The organism is Streptomyces graminofaciens, from assembly GCF_030294945.1.
GTDB lineage: Bacteria > Actinomycetota > Actinomycetes > Streptomycetales > Streptomycetaceae > Streptomyces > Streptomyces graminofaciens.
This window is the reverse complement of the sequence record NZ_AP018448.1, coordinates 9,854,357-9,873,353: the sequence shown is the minus strand read 5'-3', so window position 1 is coordinate 9,873,353 and position 18,997 is coordinate 9,854,357. Positions and strand designations below refer to the sequence as shown.

The following is an 18,997-nucleotide window of genomic DNA, read 5'->3' as shown; positions in this document are numbered from 1 at the left end:
GGACACGGGCCCTCGGCCTGTGGTCAGAGCACAGCGGCAGCGCTCACGCGCCGATCGCGTGCAGCCCGCCGTCCACGTGGATGATCTCGCCGGTGGTCTTCGGGAACCAGTCGCTCAGCAGGGCGACGACACCGCGGCCGGCCGGCTCGGGGTCCTTGAGGTCCCACTCCAGCGGGGAACGGTCGTCCCACACGGCGGCCAGCTCGCCGAAGCCCGGGATGGACTTGGCGGCCATGGAGGCGAGGGGGCCGGCGGAGACGAGGTTGCAGCGGATGTTCTGCTTGCCCAGGTCACGGGCGACGTAACGGCTGGTGGCCTCCAGGGCGGCCTTGGCCGGGCCCATCCAGTCGTACTGCGGCCAGGCGAACTTCGCGTCGAAGGTGAGGCCGACGACCGAGCCGCCGTTCTGCATCAGCGGCAGACAGGCCATGGTCAGCGACTTCAGGGAATACGCCGAGACGTGCATCGCGGTGGCGACGGACTCGAACGGCGTGTTCAGGAAGTTGCCGCCGAGGGCGTCCTGCGGCGCGAAGCCGATGGAGTGCACGACGCCGTCGAGGCCGCCCAGCTCCTCGCCGACGATGTCCGCGAGCCGCCCGAGGTGCTCGTCGTTGGTGACGTCGAGCTCGATGACCTTGGTGGGCTTGGGGAGCTTCTTGGCGATGCGCTCGGTCAGCGTGGGCCGGGGGAAGGCCGTGAGGATGATCTCGGCGCCCTGCTCCTGGGCCAGCTTGGCGGTGTGGAAGGCGATGGAGGACTCCATCAGCACACCGGTGATCAGGACGCGCTTGCCCTCGAGGATTCCGCTCATGGTGATCAGTGACCCATTCCCAGTCCGCCGTCTACGGGGATGACGGCTCCAGTGATGTACGAGGCGTCGTCCGAGGCGAGGAACCGCACCGTCGCGGCGACCTCCTCGGGCTGCGCGTACCGGCCGAGGGGCACCTGTTTGACGATGCCCTCGCGCTGCTCGTCGGTGAGCACCCTGGTCATGTCGGTGTCCACGAAGCCGGGCGCGACGACGTTGAAGGTGATGTTGCGGGAGCCGAGCTCACGGGCGAGCGAGCGGGCGAAGCCGACGAGACCGGCCTTGGAGGCGGCGTAGTTCGCCTGGCCCGGGCCGCCGTAGAGGCCCACGACCGACGAGATCAGGACGACGCGGCCCTTCTTGGCACGCAGCATGCCGCGGTTGGCGCGCTTGACCACACGGAAGGTGCCGGTGAGGTTGGTGTCGACGACCGAGGTGAAGTCCTCCTCGGACATACGCATCAGGAGCTGGTCCTTGGTGACGCCGGCGTTGGCGATCAGGACCTCGACCGGGCCGTGCTCGGCCTCGATCTCCTTGTAGGCCTGCTCCACCTGCTCGGAGTCGGTGATGTCGCACTTGACGGCCAGGAAGCCGGACGGCGGCTCACCCGAGCGGTAAGTGATCGCGACCTTGTCGCCGTTGTCGGCGAACGCGCGGGCGATGGCGAGGCCGATGCCCCGGTTGCCTCCGGTGACGAGAACCGAGCGGCTCAACGGATCACCCTTTCATTAGCGGTCTGCACACCTGCCCGCCCACCTGGGCGGCAGGGGGCTCCCTCGAAAACCTATCGGTCCGGTCCGTCCTGTGGGCATTCGGTCAGTGACAGTGGCGCACGCCGCCTGCTGTCGGATCCCTACAGTCGAGGCGCCCGCGTCAGTCCGCCATACCGGGGGCGTGGGCGGCCAGGCCCTCGGCGCGCGCCGTCTCGAGCATCCTGCGGTCGTACGTCACCAGCGCGGTCAGATCGTCCCGCAGCGACACGGCGCTGGCCACATGGATCGCATCCAGCGTCCTCAGGCGCCCGACCAGGAGAGCCGCCCCGTCACGCACCTCTCGGGTGACGAGGATTTCGGTGATCCGGGCGTCCAGATCCTCCATCGCCTTGGGAAAGTGCCCCATGAGGTCCAGGGTCCGCACGGTCTCCGCGAAGCCGAGCGTGCTGGTGGCGAGCGGCTCCGTCACTCGCCGCTGGAGGAAGACGTCCAACTCGGCCCAGTGGTTACGGCGGGTCATCCAGGTGACCAGCGCCGAGGTGTCCCTGTAGATCAACGGTCGTCCTCCTCGAGCTCGGCGAGGAGCAGCGCCAAGGGGTCGACATCCTCCGATACCGCGTAGTGCGGCATGCTGTGCCGGTCTGCAGCGGTGACCGGCTTCAGCTTGATCTTTCCTTGCGCCATCAGGTGCGCGTACCGCTCCATGGGACCGCCGGCCGGCGACAGTATCGCGATCACGTTGCCGTGCCGAGTGACCTGGATCGCCTCCCCCTTCTCGACTCACGCGAAGACAGCGCTCGGGTTGTACGAGAACTCGCGCACGGAGATGGTGGCTCATCCCGGACTCCCTCACTGCCACAGAGGTTGTGCCTACATTTCCGCAATAGCACCTACGTCGCCCTGGCCGCGCCCCACTGCGGCGTTCACCCGTCCACGGGGTTTCCGCAGCACTTCTTGTACTTGCGCTCCGAGCCGCACCAGCAGGAACCGTTCCTGGGCGGGGGCCATTCGACCACCTGGCCCCTGCGGGCGAGTTCGGCGGCGTACGCGGACCGGGTGCCCGGCGTATCGGGGGATCCGCCGGCTGCCTTCGCATGGGCCTCCAGCCCACTCACCGTCGCGCGGCCGACAGTGAGACGCGTGGCTCCCTCTTCGGACAGCTTCCTCAGTGTGCGCTCAACCTGCCGCCGGTGGTCGGCGTGATCGCTGCCGTAGTCGTCCGCAGCCCTCGGCCACCGGGCCAGAAATCTGGTGAACTCCTCCGGCGGCCAGTACAGGACGCCTGTGCTCGTCAAAGGCATCCGTGGCGGCCGGTTCCCGCCTCGGAGTTCGTCCGGCAGCGCTTCGATCGCCGCCTCCAGCCCCTCCGGAACACCCTCCGCCATCCGCATGAGCCGGAGCGGATCATGCATCTCGTCAAGGGGCGTCACACGGCCGAGGAAGGGTGCGGCTCGGCGCTCGTGCAGCGCATCGGCCACCTCGTCCCAGTCGTCGTGCGGCTCACCGAGCAGCCGTCGCACCCGGTGGCGTCCGATGACGAGCATCTCGACGTCGTAATGGTGCGGGTCGGCCTCCACCGAGCCCACGGTCACCGCCGTACCCGCGCCGAGGGCGTGTGTGATGCCCGCCGTGAACCATTCGGCCGCCGCGGCTGTCTCGTTCCCCGCTTCGAAGGTCTCCGCGACGAAGTTCCAGGCGCCGGCGTGCCCGGGATGCCGCCGGCGAAACGTGGTCGCCGCCGCGCGGGCGGCCTCGTCCTGTCCTGCGTCCCACAGCACGCCGATGCGGTAGGCGTCCACCAGGTCCGGCTCCTCGCAGCCTCCGCCCGCCGGATCCAGCAGCCGCTCGTACACGGCGACGGCACGGTCGTACTCACCCACGTCGCTCCACGCGTCGGCGGCTTCCAGCAGCAGCTCTTCGCGGTCCTCGGGGTGCCGCTCCGCCTGTTTCTCGCACTCCCGTGCGGCATGGGCGTGGTCGAGCGGGGACGGAGGCGAGCTGGGGCGCAACGCGGGTGTGTGCCTGCTCCCGGGCGCCCTCTTGCTCCTGCTGTTCTTACCGCCCGTACGGCGCTTGCTGGACATGGTTTCACCGTAGTGCGGTCAGAGTCGGTGTTTCCGGGAGAACCCCGACGGATCACTGACGTGGGCGACCCACCCGAATCGGGGCGGCGGCGTTTGCGAGGCTTATCCGTTTCCCGCCGATACTTCATGGCCCCGCCCGGCGCGCTGCCCCTCGCCGTCGCACACCCCGGTCCCCGCCGGATATTCCGCATCTGAAGCGCGCACAGGCCATGCTTCACTTCGGTCTTGCGATTCGATGGCTTGAGCAGGACAGACCCAGCCGTCTGAGCGAAGGGAACCCCACCCGTGCCCCACGAAGTCGATCAGTCATTCCTGGCACTACCGCTAAGGGCCCTGGCCGACGCCGCCCTCGCACGCGCGCGTGCCCTGGGCGCCGACCACGCGGACTTCCGGTTCGAGCGGGTGCGCAGTGCGTCCTGGCGGCTTCGGGACGCCAAGCCGTCCGGGTCGTCGGACACGACCGACCTGGGGTACGCGGTGCGGGTGGTGCACGGCGGGACCTGGGGATTCGCGTCCGGGGTCGATCTGACGATGGACGCCGCCGCGAAGGTCGCCTCCCAGGCCGTGGCGATGGCCAAGCTGTCCGCGAAGGTGATCAAGGCCGCCGGGTCGGACGAGCGTGTGGAGCTGGCGGACGAGCCGGTGCACGCGGAGAAGACCTGGATCTCCTCGTACGAGATCGATCCGTTCACCGTTCCCGACGAGGAGAAGGCGGGGCTGCTCGCGGAGTGGAGCACGCGGCTACTGGCGGCCGACGGGGTCAATCATGTGGACGCCTCACTGCTCACGGTGCACGAGAACAAGTTCTACGCCGACACGGCCGGGACCGTGACGACGCAGCAGCGGGTGCGGCTGCACCCGTCGCTGACCGCGGTGTCCGTCGACGAGTCGAGCGGCGAGTTCGACTCCATGCGGACGCTGGCGCCGCCGGTCGGGCGCGGCTGGGAGTACCTGACGGGCACCGGCTGGGACTGGGACGAGGAGCTGGCCGAGCTCCCGGAGCTGCTCGCCGAGAAGATGCGGGCGCCGAGCGTCCAGTCGGGCGTCTACGACCTGGTCGTCGACCCGTCCAACCTGTGGCTGACCATCCACGAGTCCATCGGCCACGCCACCGAACTGGACCGCGCGCTCGGCTACGAGGCCGCGTACGCCGGCACGTCCTTCGCCACCTTCGACAAGCTCGGCAAGCTGCGCTACGGCTCCGAGCTGATGAACGTCACCGGTGACCGCACCGCCGAACACGGCCTCGCGACCGTCGGCTACGACGACGAGGGCGTGGAGGGGCAGTCCTGGGACCTCGTCAAGGACGGGACCCTCGTCGGCTATCAACTGGATCGCAGGATCGCCAAGCTGACCGACCTCGGGCGCTCCAACGGCTGCGCGTACGCCGACTCCCCCGGGCATGTCCCGGTGCAACGCATGGCGAACGTGTCGCTGCGGCCGGACCCCGCCGGGATGTCCACCGAGGATCTGATCGGCGGGGTGGAGCGCGGGATCTATGTGGTCGGGGACCGGTCGTGGTCCATCGACATGCAGAGGTACAACTTCCAGTTCACCGGGCAGCGCTTCTTCCGGATCGAGAACGGGCGGATCACGGGACAGCTGCGGGACGTCGCGTACCAGGCGACGACGACCGACTTCTGGGGGTCCATGGCGGCCGTGGGCGGCCCGCAGACGTACGTCCTGGGCGGTGCCTTCAACTGCGGCAAGGCCCAGCCGGGGCAGGTCGCCGCAGTCTCGCACGGCTGCCCGTCGGCCCTGTTCAAGGGCGTCAACATTTTGAACACCACGCTGGAGGCAGGTCGATGAGCGCCCGTACCAACAAGCCGCACGAGATCGTCGAGCGGGCCCTCGAACTGTCCCGGGCCGACGGCTGTGTGGTGATCGCCGACGAGTACTCGACGGCCAACCTGCGCTGGGCGGGCAACGCGCTGACCACGAACGGGGTCACCCGCGGGCGGTCGGTGACCGTCGTCGCCACGGTCGACGGCAAGGAGGGCACCGCCTCGGGGGTGGTGTCGCGGTCCGCCGTGACCGCCGACGAGCTGGAGCCGCTGGTGCGGGCCGCCGAGGCCGCCGCGCGCGGCGCCGCGCCCGCCGAGGACGCCCAGCCGCTGGTCACGGGAGTGGCACACTCCCCCGACTTCACGGACGCCCCCGCCGAGACCTCCTCCGTCGTGTTCGCCGACTTCGCGCCGGCGCTCGGCGAATCGTTCGCACGCGCGCGTGCGGGCGGCCGCGAGCTGTACGGCTTCGCCAACCACGAACTGGTGTCGAGCTATCTGGGGACGTCCACGGGGCTGCGGCTGCGACACGACCAGCCGAACGGGACGCTGGAGCTGAACGCCAAGTCCCCGGACCGTACGCGCTCGGCCTGGGCGGGGCGGTCGACTCGGGACTTCAAGGACGTCGACCCGGCGGCCATGGACGCGGAGCTCGCCGTACGCCTCGGCTGGGCCGAGCGGCGTGTCGCGCTGCCCGCCGGGCGGTACGAGACGCTGCTGCCGCCGACGGCCGTGGCGGATCTGCTGATCTACCAGATGTGGTCGGCGTCGGCGCGGGACGCGGCCGAGGGCCGGACGGTGTTCAGCAAGCCCGGCGGCGGTACGCGCATCGGTGAGAAGCTGACCGAGCTGCCGCTGACCCTGCGCAGCGACCCGAACGAGCCGGGCCTGGAGTCCGCGCCCTTCGTACTGGCCCACTCCTCCGGCGGGGACACCTCGGTGTTCGACAACGGGCTGCCGCTGACGGCCACCGAGTGGATCGCCGGGGGCGAGCTGAAGCACCTCATGACCAGCCGGCACAGCGCGGGTCTGACCGCGCTGCCGGTCGCGCCCTCGATCGACAACCTGATCCTGGACGGCGGCGGCGACGGCTCGCTGGAGGAGATGGTCGCGAACACCGGGCGCGGGCTGCTGCTGACGTGCCTGTGGTACATCCGCGAGGTCGACCCGGCGACGCTGCTGCTGACCGGGCTGACCCGGGACGGCGTCTACCTGGTGGAGAACGGCGAGGTCACGGGCGAGGTCAACAACTTCCGGTTCAACGAGTCACCGGTGGACCTCCTCGGCCGGGCCACCGAGGCCGGGCGTACCGAGAAGACCCTGCCGCGCGAGTGGAGCGACTACTTCACCAGGGCCGCGATGCCCGCGCTGCGGGTGCCTGATTTCAATATGAGTTCTGTCAGTCAGGGCGTATAACCTCGTAGGCGGCTGTCATCCGACTGCCCGAAGATCATCAAGGAGACATGAGAACCGTGACGGACATCGTCGACGAGCTGAAGTGGCGGGGGCTGTTCTCCCTGTCCACCGACGAGGACGCTTTGCGCAAGGCGCTCGCGGACGGTCCCGTCACGTTCTATTGCGGTTTCGACCCGACCGCGCCGTCCCTGCACGTCGGGCATCTGGTGCAGGTGCTCACGGTGCGTCGGCTCCAGCAGGCCGGGCACCGGCCGCTGGCGCTGGTCGGCGGCGCGACGGGCCTGATCGGCGACCCGCGCCCGACGGCGGAGCGCACGCTGAACGACCCGGAGACGGTCGCCGGCTGGGTCGGTCGGCTGCGCGCCCAGATCGAGCCGTTCCTCTCCTTCGAGGGCGACAACGCGGCCGTCATGGTCAACAACCTCGACTGGACCGAGGGCCTCTCCGCCATCGAGTTCCTGCGGGACATCGGCAAGCACTTCCGCGTCAACAAGATGCTGACGAAGGACTCCGTGGCCCGCCGGCTGGAGTCCGACCAGGGCATCAGCTACACCGAGTTCAGCTACCAGATCCTCCAGGGCATGGACTTCCTCCAGCTCTACCGCAGGTACGGCTGCACGCTCCAGCAGGGCGGCAGCGACCAGTGGGGCAACCTCACGGCCGGCCTGGACCTGATCCACCGGCTGGAGCCCGGCGTGGAGGCGCACGCGCTGGCCACGCCGCTGATGACCAAGGCGGACGGCACCAAGTTCGGCAAGACCGAGGGCGGTGCCGTCTGGCTCGACCCGGAGATGACGACGCCGTACGCGTTCTACCAGTTCTGGCTGAACGTGGACGACCGGGACATCTCGCGGTACATGCGCATCCTGTCCTTCCTCTCCCCTGCGGAGCTGGAGGAGCTGGAGCGGCAGACGGAGGAGCGGCCGCAGGCCCGGGCCGCGCAGCGCGCGCTGGCCGAGGAGCTGACGACGCTGGTGCACGGCGCGGACCAGACCGCCGCCGTGATCGCCGCGTCCAAGGCACTCTTCGGGCAGGGTGAGCTGGCGGAGCTGGACGAGCGGACGCTGGCGGCGGCGCTGTCCGAGGTTCCGCACGCCCAGGTCGCGGAGCTGGCGCCTGTCGTGGACCTCTTCACCGAGGTCGGCCTGGTCCCGAGCAAGTCGGCGGGGCGGCGCACGGTGAAGGAGGGCGGGGCCTACGTGAACAACGTCAAGGTCACCGCCGAGGACGCGGTGCCCTCCCCGGAAGAGCTGATTCACGGGCGGTGGCTGGTGCTGCGGCGGGGCAAGAAGAACCTGGCGGCGGTCGAGGTGACCGGGGCCTGAGCGCCTTGGGGGCGTGGAGAATCTGGCGACTGCGGCTTTCGTCGTGGCCGGTCGCGCTTTCCCCGCGCCCCTCTCGGGGCTCAGGCCCTCTCTCGGCGCTGCTCCTTGTCGCCCCGCACCGCCATGTACGCCATGTCGCCCAGGAACACGATCACGACCGCGGCGGCCAGTTGGAGCGCGTGGCGGCCCCAGTCGATGCCCGAGGTCTCGTCGATGCCGAACGCCCGGGCGAGCGCGTTGCCGACGATGGCACCGAGAATCCCGAAGATCGTCGTCAGCCAGAGCGGGCTGTGCTGCTTGCCCGGGATGATCAGCTTGGCCAGCAGACCGAGCACGAATCCCACGATGATCGCCCACAACCAGCCCATTGCTGCCTCCTCGTACGGCTCGACGTGAGCACTACGCCCAGTGTCGGCCCGCTCCGCCTACGTCGCATGCCGGATGTGGCGTACGCGGTACGACGGACCAGGGCCGCTTCTGATGGCAGCCGACCCGGTCTCGTAGGCGGCGCAGACGCGGCGTAACGTGGAGCTTGTCCGGGTCCCGTTCCCCGAGCGGGCCGGACCCGATGTGCGGGCCGGAAGTGTCCGATGCGACTGGGTGGTGGAACGTGATGCGGAAGCGGAGCAACGGCCAGGTCTTCCGGATCACCGGGGCCCGGCAGGGGCTCGCCGACGACGTACGGGGCAGGCAGCGGCGCTACGTCATCTCGATGTCCGTCCGCACCCTCTCCGTGATCGCCGCGGCGGCCCTGTGGAACGTCGAACGGCACGTCGCGGTCGTCGCACTGGTGCTCGGAGCGGTGCTGCCGTACATCTCGGTGGTGATCGCCAACGCGGGCCGGGAGAACGCGCCTTCGCTGCCGTCGACGTTCGTGCGCGCCCCCGGCCGTCCGATGATCGCGCCGCCGCGCACGGACGGGTTCACGGAATCCGGTCCGGAAGGCGCCGCGGGCGGAGCGGCGGCGAGCGACCGGAGCGGGCCGCGCGAGCGGGCCTGAGGGTCGGAAGAGCGTCGAGGGCCGGGCCGAAGCGGAATCCGGTCCCCCGCGAAGCTCAAGAAAACCTCAGATCAATCATGTTGTTCCAGTGCCGTGACGAGGCTTACCCGTGACATACTTCGTACGCGCTCCGCATCCCCCGTCGGAGCGACAGACCGACGCCGGGCAGCTCCCCCCGTGGCTGCTCGGCGTCGCCTTTTCAGCGATTAGGGTCGGACCGTGATTCTGAACCCTGCCGCCTCTTCCTCCCCCATCTGCTCCGCCAAGGGCTGCCGTGCCGACGCGGTGTGGGTGCTCGCCTGGAACAACCCGAAACTGCACACGCCGGAGCGGCGCAAGACATGGCTCGCGTGCGAGGAGCACCGGGAGCATCTGTCGCAGTTCCTGGGTGTGCGGGGGTTCCTGAAGGACGTCGTCAAGTTCGAGGACTGGCAGGAACCCCAGGCACAGAACGGGGAAGCCGGGAACTAGCCCCCGATCGCGGACATCGGCCGGTCCGGCTGGACGAACGACGGGTCGTCCAGGCCCGCTCCCGCCTTCTTGCCCCACATCGCCAGGCGCCAGATGCGGGCGATCTCCTCGTCGGGGGCGTCGGAGCGCAGCGCGGATCTGAGGTCCGTCTCCTCGCGGGCGAACAGGCAGGTGCGGATCTGGCCGTCGGCCGTGAGCCGGGTGCGGTCGCAGGCCGCGCAGAACGGGCGGGTGACCGAGGCGATGACGCCGACGCGGTGGGGGCCGCCGTCCACCAGCCAGCGCTCCGCCGGGGCCGAGCCACGTTCGTCCGAGCCCTCCGGGGTGAGGTCGAAGCGGGTGCGCAGCGACTGCAGGATGTCGCCCGCCGTGACCATGCCGTCGCGCTTCCAGCCGTGCTGCGCGTCCAACGGCATCTGCTCGATGAAGCGCAGCTCGTAGTCGTGCTCCACGGCCCAGGCCAGCAGGTCCGGGGCCTCGTTCTCGTTCAGGCCCGGCATCAGGACCGAGTTGACCTTGACGGGGGTCAGGCCCGCGGCGCGGGCGGCCTCCAGGCCCTCGAGGACGTCCTTGTGGCGGTCCCGTCTGGTGAGGGTCTTGAAGACGTCGGGGCGCAGGGTGTCCAGCGAGACGTTCACCCGGTCCAGGCCCGCCGCCTTCAGGGCCGTCGCCGTGCGCTTGAGACCGATGCCGTTGGTGGTGAGGGACATCTGGGGGCGGGGGGCGAGAGCCGCCACGCGCTCCACTATGCCGACCAGGCCGGGGCGCAGCAGCGGCTCGCCGCCGGTGAAGCGGACCTCCGTGATGCCCAGTATGCGGACGGCTATGTCGATCAGGCGGACGAACTCGTCGTCCGTGAGCAGGTCCGGCTTGGCCAGCCACTGCAGGCCCTCCTCGGGCATGCAGTACGTACAGCGCAGGTTGCAGCGGTCGGTCAGCGAGACCCTCAGGTCGGTGGCCGCTCGGCCGTAGGTGTCGATGAGCACGTGGGCCCCCTCCCTCGTTGTACGGATCATCATTTCGTCGATACCTGCGAGCCTACGTGACGCCTCCGACAAGAACACCGGTCCTGTCGCACAAGACGCGGCGCGGGGCCGCCGTAGAGATCTACGACGGCCCCGGGCGGTGAGTGATCAGTGGGCGCCGGTGCCTGTGAGGGACCGGACCTCCAGCTCGGCGTACTTGCCGGCGTCGGGCTCCTCCTTGGACAGGACGGTGCCGAGCCAGCCCATGAGGAAGCCGAACGGGATGGAGATGATGCCCGGGTTCTTCAGCGGGAACCAGTGGAAGTCGACGTCCGGGAACATCGCCTTCGGGTCGCCGGAGACGACGGGCGAGAACAGCACCAGGCCGACGGCGACGATCAGACCGCCGTAGATCGACCACAGCGCGCCCTGGGTGGTGAACTTCTTCCAGAAGAGGCTGTAGAGGATCGTCGGCAGGTTGGCGGAGGCCGCGACCGCGAAGGCGAGGGCGACCAGGCCGGCCACGTTCAGGTCGCGGGCGAGGGCGCCGAGGCCGATGGAGACGATGCCGATGAAGACGGTCGCCCAGCGGGCCGCGCGGACCTCCTCGGCGCCGGAGGCCTTCCCCTTGCGGATGACGTTGGCGTAGATGTCGTGCGCGAAGGAGGACGAGGAGGCGAGGGTGAGGCCCGCGACCACCGCGAGGATCGTCGCGAAGGCCACCGCCGAGATCGTGGCGAGCAGGACCGCGCCCCACGTCGAGTCCACGCCGCCCAGGTGCAGTGCGAGCAGCGGGGCCGCCGTGTTGCCGGATGGGTTGGAGTCGGTGATCTCTTTCTGGTCGATCAGCGCGGCGGCGCCGAAGCCGAGCGCGATCGTCATCAGGTAGAAGCCGCCGATGATGCCGATGGCCCAGTTCACCGACTTACGGGCGGCCTTGGCGTCGGGCACCGTGTAGAAGCGGATCAGGATGTGCGGCAGGCCGGCGGTGCCGAGCACCAGGGCGATGCCGAGGGAGATGAAGTCCAGCTTGGAGGTGCCGGTCGCGCCGTACTGGAGGCCGGGCTCCAGGAAGGCGTCGCCCTTGCCGCTGCGCTCGGCGGCCGTGCCCAGCAGATCGGAGATGTTGAAGTTGAACTTCAGCAGCACCAGGAACGTAATCAGGATCGTGCCCCCGATGAGCAGCACGGCCTTGACCATCTGGACCCAGGTGGTGCCCTTCATGCCGCCGATGGAGACGTACACGATCATCAGGACGCCGACGAGGGCGACGATGGCGATCTTGCCCGCGTCGGAGGTGATGCCCAGCAGCAGCGACACGAGGACGCCCGCGCCCGCCATCTGGGCCAGCAGATAGAAGATGGAGACGACGATCGTGGAGGTACCCGCCGCCGTACGGACCGGGCGCTGGCGCATGCGGTACGCGAGCACGTCGCCCATGGTGTAGCGGCCGGAGTTCCGCAGCGGCTCGGCGACCAGGAGCAGTGCGACCAGCCAGGCGACGAGGAAGCCGATGGAGTAGAGGAAGCCGTCGTAGCCGAAGAGGGCGATCGCGCCGGCGATGCCGAGGAACGAGGCGGCAGACATGTAGTCGCCGGAGACGGCGAGGCCGTTCTGGAAGGCGCTGAACTGTCGTCCGCCGGCGTAGAAGTCGGCGGCGTCCTTGGTCTGGCGGCCCGCCCAGATGGTGATGACGAGGGTCGCGACGACGAACACCGCGAAGAGGCTGATGATCAGCGGCCGGTGTTCACTGGCCTCGCCGGCCGCGAGAACAGTCTGCTGTACGGAGCTCATGCGCCGCCCTCCATCCGGGACTTGATGGCCTCGGCCTTGGGGTCGAGCTTCGCGGCGGCGTGCCGCGAGTACCACCAGGCGATGAGGAACGTGGTGACGAACTGGGCGATGCCGAGGAGAAGGGCGATGTTGATGTTGCCGAACAGCTTGGTGCCCATGAAGTCGCCCGCGAAGTTGGAGAGCAGGACGTACAGCAGGTACCAGGTGATGAACGCCGCGGTCAGCGGGAAGGCGAAGGAGCGGTAGGAGCGGCGCAGTTCACCGAACTCAGCGCTCTCCTGGACCTCGACGAACTCCTCGGTGGAGGGGAGGTGATGCTCTGTCTTCGAGGGGGGCGGTGCGTCGGTTGCCACGGAGTCTCCTCGCGTTGTGGCCGCGGTCAGGGCGGTGGACGGGGACGGTGGTGCGGTCGGGTCGGGCGTCGGGCCGGGTACGGACATGGGTCGGCTCTGTTCCTCACGGTGAGCGGGGGCACGATCGTGCTCGGGCTCCCTGCTCAACGTCACGGCGGAGGCTGAGGACCGGTTCAACCGTGCGCGTTTCTTTCGCAAGTCGTCCGGTGAGCGCTTGCCGACAAGCGCTCGCGTACGCCCTACGGCGAGGGTTACCCCTCTACTTCCGTGACTCCGCCCCGAAGTCATTGCTGGCCAGCGAGGACGCGGGATAGCTTCGGGGCGCACCACTTAAGTCATGTACCTGCCCGAACACCATCTGTGTCCCGGGCGGTTTTCTCGTTTCCGGATGATGTGGAGACCCCATGGCTCATCTGCGTTCCAGACGCCGTCTCGCTCTCGCGGTGCCGGTCGTCCTGTCGCTGACCGCCTCGCTCGGCTTCCTGCCGGGTGTCGCCTCGGCGACCCCGCTCGCCGCGTCCGCCTCGGCGACCGCGGAGGGCCCGAACCTGTCGTACGTCGTGAACACCAGGACCGACAAGCGCACGATCGCCGCCGTGCAGAAGGCGATAGCCGCGGCCGGCGGCAAGGTCGTCGTCACGTACGGCAAGATCGGCGTGATCGTGGTCCACTCGACCAACCCGGAGTTCGGGCCGACGATCCGTGCCGTGCGCGGTGTGCAGTCCGCCGGTGCCACGCGCACCACGCCGCTGGTGCCCGCGGGTACGACGGACGAGGGTGCCGTCGACATCCTGACGGCCGCCGAGGCCGCGAAGGTGAAGGCCGCCTCGGCGGACATCCCCGACGCCGAGCCGCTCGAGGCCGACCAGTGGGACCTGCGCTCGATCGGCGCCGACAAGGCCGCGAAGATCAACCCGGGCAGCAAGAGGGTCACGGTCGCCGTCATCGACACCGGCGTCGACGACACCCACCCGGACATCGCCCCGAACTTCTCCGCCGCCCAGTCCGCGAACTGCGACGGCGGTGTCGCGGACACCACCGAGGGCGCCTGGCGGCCGTACACCGCGGACGACTACCACGGCACGCATGTGGCCGGTGAGATCGCCGCGGCCCGCAACGGTGTCGGTGTGGCCGGTGTCGCGCCCGGTGTGAAGGTCTCGGCCATCAATGTGACGGACCGCAAGAACGGCCTGTTCTACCCGGAGAGCGTCGTCTGCGCCTTCGTGTTCGCCGCCGACCACGGCGTGGAGATCACGAACAACAGCTACTACGTGGACCCGTGGCTCTACAACTGCGAGGACGACCCGGACCAGAAGGCGATCGTCGACGCGGTCAACCGGGCCCAGCTGTACGCCACGAACAAGGGCACGCTGAACCTGGCCTCGGCGGGCAACTCCAACCACGACCTGGACTCCGACGCGATCCTCGACGAGTCGAGCCCCGACGACTCCACGCCGGTCTCGCGCACGATCGACCCGCACGAGTGCTTCGATGTGCCGACCCAGCTGCCGGGTGTCGTCACGGTGAGCGCGACGGGCGTGAAGAACGAGAAGTCGTACTACTCGACGTACGGCAACGGCGTCATCGACATCGCGGCGCCGGGTGGCGACCGCAAGTTCCAGATACCCGACACGCCGTCGCAGAACGGCCGCATCCTGTCGACGCTGCCGAACGGCGCGTACGGCTTCCTGCAGGGCACCTCGATGGCGTCGCCGCACGCCGCCGGTGTCGCCGCGCTGCTGAAGTCGACGCACCCGTGGGCGAGCCCGCAGCAGCTGCAGTGGCTGCTGAAGGCGCAGGCGGACGAGACGGCCTGCCCCGAGACGTACGACCAGGACGGTGACGGCACGCCCGAGGCGGTCTGCAAGGGCGGCAAGCAGCGGAACGGCTTCTACGGCTTCGGCATCGTGAACGCCCTGAAGGCTGTCAAGTAACTCCTCCCCCGTGCCCGGGACATTCGAATTGGAGAAAGCATGACCGTGCGTCACAAGCGCTCCCGTCGCCTGGTGGCAGTTCCGCTGGGGATGGCCCTGGCGACGGCTCTCGCCGTCGTACCGAACGCCACGGCTCTGGCGTCGGAAGGTTCGCAGGCGGCCGCGGCCGACGCGACCTCGCTCAGCTATGTCGTCAACGTCCGCCCCGGGCACGGTCCTTCCGCTCATGTGAAGAGGGCCATCACCGAGGCGGGCGGCACGATCGTGACGTCGTACGACAAGATCGGCGTCATCGTCGTCCACTCCTCGGACGCCGGGTTCGCGGCGGCGATCCGCAAGGTGCGGGGCGTGCAGTCGGCCGGTGCCACCCGTACGGCGCCGCTGCCCGCGCAGTCGACGGACGACTTCGGCACCCCGAAGGCGCTCACCGCCGAGGAGGTGGCGAACGTCGACGCTGCCGACGGGCAGGACCCGTTGGAGCCGTTGCAGTGGGATCTGCCGGCCATCAAGGCGGACAAGGCGCACAAGGTGTCGCTCGGCAGCCGCAAGGTGACGGTCGCCGTCATCGACACGGGCGTCGACGACACGCACCCCGACATCGCGCCGAACTTCGACCGCGACGCGTCGGTCAACTGTGTGACGGGCAAGCCCGACACGACCGACGGGGCCTGGCGGCCGAGCGCCGAGGAGAGCCCGCACGGCACGCATGTCGCCGGTGAGATCGCGGCCGCCAAGAACGGCGTCGGCGTCACCGGTGTCGCGCCGGGCGTCAAGGTCTCCGGCATCAAGGTGTCGACCACGGCCGGGTTCTTCTACACGGAGGCCGTCGTCTGCGGCTTCATGTGGGCCGCCGAGCACGGCGTGGACGTGACGAACAACAGCTATTACACCGACCCCTGGTACTTCAACTGCAAGAACGACCCGGACCAGAAGGCGCTCGTCGACGCCATCACCCGGGCGTCGCGGTACGCGGAGAAGAAGGGCACGGTGAACGTCGCTGCGGCCGGCAACGAGAACTACGACCTCGCGGCCGACGAGATCACCGACCCGGTGTCGCCGAACGACTCGACGCCGTCGGACCGGGTGATCGACCCGTCCGAGTGCCTCGACATACCGACGCAGCTGCCGGGTGTCGTCACGGTCGCGGCGACCGGGGCGAAGGGCCTCAAGTCGTCGTTCTCCAACCACGGCCTGGGTGTCATCGACATCGCCGCGCCCGGCGGCGACTCGACGCGCTACCAGACCCCGGCCCCGCCCGCCACCAGCGGTCTGATCCTGGGCCCGCTGCCCGGCGGCAAGTGGGGTTACATGGCCGGTACGTCGATGGCGTCGCCGCATGTCGCGGGCGTGGCCGCGCTCATCAAGTCGAAGCACCCGCACGCCCCGGCGGCGCTGGTCAAGGCCCTGCTGTACGCGGAGGCCGACGCCACGCCGTGCACGGACCCGTACGACATCGACGGGGACGGCAAGGTCGACGCGGTGTGCGAGGGGCCGAAGAACTACAACGGCTTCTACGGCTTCGGCACGGCGGACGCGCTGGACGCGGTGACCAGGTAGGCACGTAGGCAGGTAGTAGGTCCGAGTAGGGCTTTCCCCCCGCGGGAATCGGGGCCGGGCGGTTTCGTACCGCCCGGCCCTTTCCGTTCCCGTTCCCGTTTGCCGTACTGGCGGCCATGTCGCTTCCGTCCACACGGCATAGTTCCGATCATGACAAACACAGACACAGCCATGGAGTTCGCATGGGAGGCGCTGGGCGGCGATCCCGCACTGGTCTCCCGGGTGTCCCCGGTCGTACGCGGTGGTGTGCTGCGGGCCCGGCTGCCGGTACGGGAGTTGGCGCGGGCCTGTGTGGGTGCGTGTGCGCTGGCCGCGGCCGAGCTGGGGGCGCGACGGGCGGGGCTCGGCGAGGTGCCCCGGGTGCGGGTGGACGACGGGGCGGTCGGCACGGCCTTCGTGAGCGAGCGGCATCTGCTGGTCGACGGACGGGCGCCGGTGACGTTCGCACCGCTGTCGCGGTTCTGGCGGACTGCGGACGGGTGGGTGCGTACACACGCGAACTACCCGCATCACCGGGAGCGGTTGCTGACGGCGCTGGACCTGCCGGACGGAGAGGTTGCCGATCTCGAGGCGGTGCTCGCCGAGCGCCGCGCCCTGGAGGTCGAGGAGGCGGTGTACGCGGCCGGAGGGCTCGCGGTCGCGCTCCGGACGCCCGAGGAGTGGGCGGCGCACGAGCAGGCGGTGGCGGTGAGAAGGCGGCCGCTGGTGGAGTGGGAGCGGTCGGATCAGCCGGATCGGTCGGGGAGTGCTCCACGCGCGCGCGTGCCCGGGCTTTCCGATGAGCCGCCCCTGCTGCCCGCCACCGGTGTACGGGTACTGGACCTGACCCGGGTCATCGCCGGGCCGGTCGCCACCCGGACGCTCGCGCTGCTGGGCGCGGATGTGCTCCGCGTGGACCCGCCCGGGATGCCCGAGATCCTCGACCAGCACGCCGACACGGGCTTCGGCAAACGATCGGCGACGCTCGACCTGGCCTCCGACCGCGGCGCGTTCGAGGAACTGCTCGCCGGGGCCGACGTCGTCGTCACCGGGTACCGGCCGGGCGCCCTGGACCGGTTCGGGCTGTCGCCCGAGGCTCTGGTCGAGCGGCGGCCGGGGCTGATCGTGGCGCAGTTGTCGGCGTGGGGCGCGTACGGGCCCTGGTCCGGGCGGCAGGGGTTCGACAGCCTGGTGCAGGTGGCCACGGGGATCGCGGCGGTCGAGGGATCCGTGGAACAGCCGGGTACGCTGCCCGCGCAGGCGCTCGACCACGGCACGGGCTATCTGCTGGCGGCGGCCGTACTACGGGCGCTGACCGAGCGCCGGGAGGGCGGCGGCAGCCGGGTCGCACGCCTGTCGCTCGCGCGTACGGCGGCCTGGTTGACGGACGGGATCGCCTACGGCCCGGAGGGAGCCGAGTCCTACGACGGCCCGGAGACATGGCTCGCCGAGCGGGACAGCCGGCTGGGGCGGCTGCGGTACGCGCTGTCGCCGGTGGACTTCGCGGACGGGCCCGGCGACTGGGGGCGGGGGCCGGGGCCCTGGGGCGGGGATGACCCCCGATGGGTCGGGGCGCTGGGCGACTGAGCCTTGAAGCAGCCCAGCCGTAGGGCTGCTGAACGGTCCGGCGGCCTGGTCGCCGGAGAGGAATCGCGCGTGGGGTTTGAGTCGCCGGTCGGTTCGAGTCACAGGTATGGGCGGATGTCGAACTATCGTTCACTTTCCCGTACTTGCCCGACTCCGGCGCGGCTGGTGAACTTTTCGGGGTGAGCCTGACGAGACGGACGACGGAGGAGTCGGGGGCGGCGGACGAGCCGGATCGGCGGCCCGGCGGCGGGACCGGGCGGGCCCTCGTCGTGATCGTTCTGGTGATGGTCGGCGCGATGGTCCCGTTGTTCGGGCCGCGGGCCGCGCTGGACGGCACCGGCGAGGCCGCCGTCCCCGGGGGCGGCGGGATCGGTCTGCTGCGGGCGGTGCTGCTGGCCGCGCTGTGCGTGCCGGCGGGCGAGCTGTTCGCGGCGTGGTTGGGGCGGCGGGTGCCGGGGGCGCCCTCGGAGGCGCCGCGGAGCTGGGCTCCTTGGGCGGCGGCCGCCGGATTCGGTGCCGCGCTCGGGCTGGCCTCGGTCGTGGCGACCGGCAATCTGGTGCCGGACTCCCCCGCCGACATGGACATCGGCGGCCTGTACGAGACCCGGGACGGCAGGCTCGCCCTCCTGGAGGTCAACGCCTTCGCGGCGGCGGGGCTGCTCGCGCTGTCCCGCCGCCCGGCCGCCCAGGCACTGCCCCTGGGTGCCGTCGCGATCGCGGAGGCGCTGCGTGCCCATCCCACGACCGAGTACGGCCCGCTCGTCGGCAGCGGGCTGACACTCGTGCATCTGACGTGCGGGGCGCTGTGGGCGGGCGGGCTGCTGCATGTCCTGCGGACGCTGGGCACGCGCGCGTGGCGCACGGAAACGGCCGGTGCCGCGTTGTTGGGCCTCTACGCGCGCGTGGCTGCCATTCTGCTGGCCGCCGTCACCGCCACCGGGATGTGGAGCACACTGCGCCGGATGCCGCCGGGGACCGCGCCGGCCCAGCTGACGGAGACGGCGTACGGGCGTGTCCTGCTCGCCAAGGTGCTCCTCGTGGCCGCCGTCGCCGTGCTCGCGCTGTGGGCCCGGCGGCGGCTGCGTCGCGCCGGTGACCCGCTCGGTGCCTGTGCTGTCGCGCGGGCGGAGGTGGTGGTGCTTGGCATGGTCGTCGCGGTGTCTGCGCTGCTGACGGCGCTTCCGGTGCCGATCCGCTGGTGAACCTCAGGTGGACGACCAGGACCTT

18 protein-coding genes are annotated in these 18,997 nt (G+C 70.1%); 9 read left to right on the top strand and 9 right to left on the bottom strand.

Annotated features, from left to right (window positions below; translation table 11 throughout):
* Nucleotides 1–43: 43 nt before the first annotated feature.
* The 5 genes from fabI to SGFS_RS43460 form a co-directional block, all read right to left on the bottom strand.
* Nucleotides 44–811, bottom strand: coding sequence for an enoyl-ACP reductase FabI (gene fabI, locus SGFS_RS43480; protein WP_045560796.1), 768 nt, complete (start codon nt 809–811; stop codon nt 44–46).
* Nucleotides 812–816: 5 nt separating this feature from the next.
* Nucleotides 817–1,521, bottom strand: a complete 705-nt coding sequence (fabG, locus tag SGFS_RS43475) for a 3-oxoacyl-[acyl-carrier-protein] reductase (RefSeq protein WP_286257920.1) — start codon at nt 1,519–1,521, stop codon at nt 817–819.
* 160 nt (nt 1,522–1,681) lie between these two features.
* Nucleotides 1,682–2,077: a type II toxin-antitoxin system VapC family toxin gene (locus tag SGFS_RS43470; protein WP_286257919.1), complete on the bottom strand. Its 396-nt coding sequence runs from the start codon at nt 2,075–2,077 to the stop codon at nt 1,682–1,684.
* Nucleotides 2,074–2,259 (bottom strand): hypothetical protein, encoded by a 186-nt coding sequence (locus tag SGFS_RS43465; RefSeq protein WP_286257918.1) that lies wholly within the window; start codon nt 2,257–2,259, stop codon nt 2,074–2,076. Before SGFS_RS43465 ends, SGFS_RS43470 begins: the two co-directional genes overlap by 4 nt.
* Before the next feature lie 185 nt (nt 2,260–2,444).
* Nucleotides 2,445–3,605, bottom strand: coding sequence for an SEC-C metal-binding domain-containing protein (locus SGFS_RS43460; RefSeq protein WP_286257917.1), 1,161 nt, complete (start codon nt 3,603–3,605; stop codon nt 2,445–2,447).
* Nucleotides 3,606–3,890: 285 nt separating this feature from the next.
* Between SGFS_RS43460 and SGFS_RS43455 the strand changes: the two genes are divergently transcribed.
* From SGFS_RS43455 to tyrS, 3 genes are read left to right on the top strand one after another with little or no spacing between them, the layout of a single operon-like run.
* Nucleotides 3,891–5,414 (top strand): TldD/PmbA family protein, encoded by a 1,524-nt coding sequence (locus SGFS_RS43455; RefSeq protein ID WP_286257916.1) that lies wholly within the window; start codon nt 3,891–3,893, stop codon nt 5,412–5,414.
* A complete protein-coding gene (locus tag SGFS_RS43450; RefSeq protein ID WP_286257915.1) occupies nt 5,411–6,805 on the top strand; it encodes a metallopeptidase TldD-related protein in 1,395 nt (464 codons plus the stop codon). Before SGFS_RS43455 ends, SGFS_RS43450 begins: the two co-directional genes overlap by 4 nt.
* 56 nt (nt 6,806–6,861) lie before the next feature.
* Nucleotides 6,862–8,130, top strand: coding sequence for a tyrosine--tRNA ligase (gene tyrS / locus SGFS_RS43445; protein ID WP_286260356.1), 1,269 nt, complete (start codon nt 6,862–6,864; stop codon nt 8,128–8,130).
* An 80-nt stretch (nt 8,131–8,210) separates the two neighbouring features.
* Here tyrS and SGFS_RS43440 read toward each other — a convergent pair whose 3' ends face one another.
* Entirely contained in the window at nt 8,211–8,498 is a 288-nt protein-coding gene (locus SGFS_RS43440; protein WP_286257914.1) for a GlsB/YeaQ/YmgE family stress response membrane protein, read from the bottom strand.
* Nucleotides 8,499–8,743: 245 nt separating this feature from the next.
* On the opposite strand from SGFS_RS43440, the gene SGFS_RS43435 reads away from it, so the two are divergent.
* Together SGFS_RS43435 and SGFS_RS43430 are read left to right on the top strand one after the other, a co-directional pair.
* Complete coding sequence (locus SGFS_RS43435; protein WP_286257913.1) at nt 8,744–9,130, top strand: DUF3099 domain-containing protein; 387 nt, start codon at nt 8,744–8,746, stop codon at nt 9,128–9,130.
* Nucleotides 9,131–9,349: 219 nt separating this feature from the next.
* Entirely contained in the window at nt 9,350–9,601 is a 252-nt protein-coding gene (locus SGFS_RS43430) for a hypothetical protein (protein ID WP_286257912.1), read from the top strand.
* On the opposite strand, the gene moaA is transcribed toward SGFS_RS43430, so the two are convergent.
* From moaA to SGFS_RS43415, 3 genes are all read right to left on the bottom strand, one after another.
* Nucleotides 9,598–10,587, bottom strand: coding sequence for a GTP 3',8-cyclase MoaA (moaA, locus tag SGFS_RS43425; protein WP_286257911.1), 990 nt, complete (start codon nt 10,585–10,587; stop codon nt 9,598–9,600). The genes SGFS_RS43430 and moaA overlap by 4 nt on opposite strands.
* Nucleotides 10,588–10,734: 147 nt before the next feature.
* On the bottom strand, nt 10,735–12,360 hold the full coding sequence (locus SGFS_RS43420) for a solute symporter family protein (RefSeq protein WP_286257910.1): 1,626 nt from the start codon (nt 12,358–12,360) through the stop codon (nt 10,735–10,737).
* Nucleotides 12,357–12,713 carry a DUF485 domain-containing protein gene (locus SGFS_RS43415; protein ID WP_286257908.1) on the bottom strand — a complete coding sequence of 119 codons (357 nt, stop codon included), beginning with the start codon at nt 12,711–12,713 and terminating at the stop codon, nt 12,357–12,359. Before SGFS_RS43415 ends, SGFS_RS43420 begins: the two co-directional genes overlap by 4 nt.
* Nucleotides 12,714–13,117: 404 nt before the next feature.
* On the opposite strand from SGFS_RS43415, the gene SGFS_RS43410 reads away from it, so the two are divergent.
* The 4 genes from SGFS_RS43410 to SGFS_RS43395 all read left to right on the top strand — a co-directional run bounded on the left by SGFS_RS43410 (nt 13,118) and on the right by SGFS_RS43395 (nt 18,972).
* A complete protein-coding gene (locus tag SGFS_RS43410) occupies nt 13,118–14,647 on the top strand; it encodes a S8 family peptidase (protein WP_286257906.1) in 1,530 nt (509 codons plus the stop codon).
* Between the two features lie 39 nt (nt 14,648–14,686).
* Entirely contained in the window at nt 14,687–16,204 is a 1,518-nt protein-coding gene (locus SGFS_RS43405; RefSeq protein ID WP_286257905.1) for a S8 family peptidase, read from the top strand.
* A 150-nt stretch (nt 16,205–16,354) separates the two neighbouring features.
* Nucleotides 16,355–17,770: a CoA transferase gene (locus SGFS_RS43400; RefSeq protein WP_286257904.1), complete on the top strand. Its 1,416-nt coding sequence runs from the start codon at nt 16,355–16,357 to the stop codon at nt 17,768–17,770.
* Nucleotides 17,771–17,949: 179 nt separating this feature from the next.
* Complete coding sequence (locus tag SGFS_RS43395; RefSeq protein WP_286257903.1) at nt 17,950–18,972, top strand: CopD family protein; 1,023 nt, start codon at nt 17,950–17,952, stop codon at nt 18,970–18,972.
* Nucleotides 18,973–18,997: the final 25 nt, after the last annotated feature.

Excerpts from the sequence above, each read along its gene's own strand:
- SGFS_RS43450 (WP_286257915.1), top strand. The coding sequence starts at position 5,411 with ATGAGCGCCCGTACCAACAAGCCGCACGAGATCGTCGAGCGGGCCCTC.
- SGFS_RS43440 (WP_286257914.1), bottom strand. The coding sequence starts at position 8,498 with ATGGGCTGGTTGTGGGCGATCATCGTGGGATTCGTGCTCGGTCTGCTG.
- SGFS_RS43460 (WP_286257917.1), bottom strand. The coding sequence starts at position 3,605 with ATGTCCAGCAAGCGCCGTACGGGCGGTAAGAACAGCAGGAGCAAGAGG.
- SGFS_RS43400 (WP_286257904.1), top strand. The coding sequence starts at position 16,355 with ATGACAAACACAGACACAGCCATGGAGTTCGCATGGGAGGCGCTGGGC.
- fabI (WP_045560796.1), bottom strand. The coding sequence starts at position 811 with ATGAGCGGAATCCTCGAGGGCAAGCGCGTCCTGATCACCGGTGTGCTG.
- SGFS_RS43410 (WP_286257906.1), top strand. The coding sequence starts at position 13,118 with ATGGCTCATCTGCGTTCCAGACGCCGTCTCGCTCTCGCGGTGCCGGTC.
- SGFS_RS43405 (WP_286257905.1), top strand. The coding sequence starts at position 14,687 with ATGACCGTGCGTCACAAGCGCTCCCGTCGCCTGGTGGCAGTTCCGCTG.
- SGFS_RS43420 (WP_286257910.1), bottom strand. The coding sequence starts at position 12,360 with ATGAGCTCCGTACAGCAGACTGTTCTCGCGGCCGGCGAGGCCAGTGAA.
- SGFS_RS43435 (WP_286257913.1), top strand. The coding sequence starts at position 8,744 with ATGCGGAAGCGGAGCAACGGCCAGGTCTTCCGGATCACCGGGGCCCGG.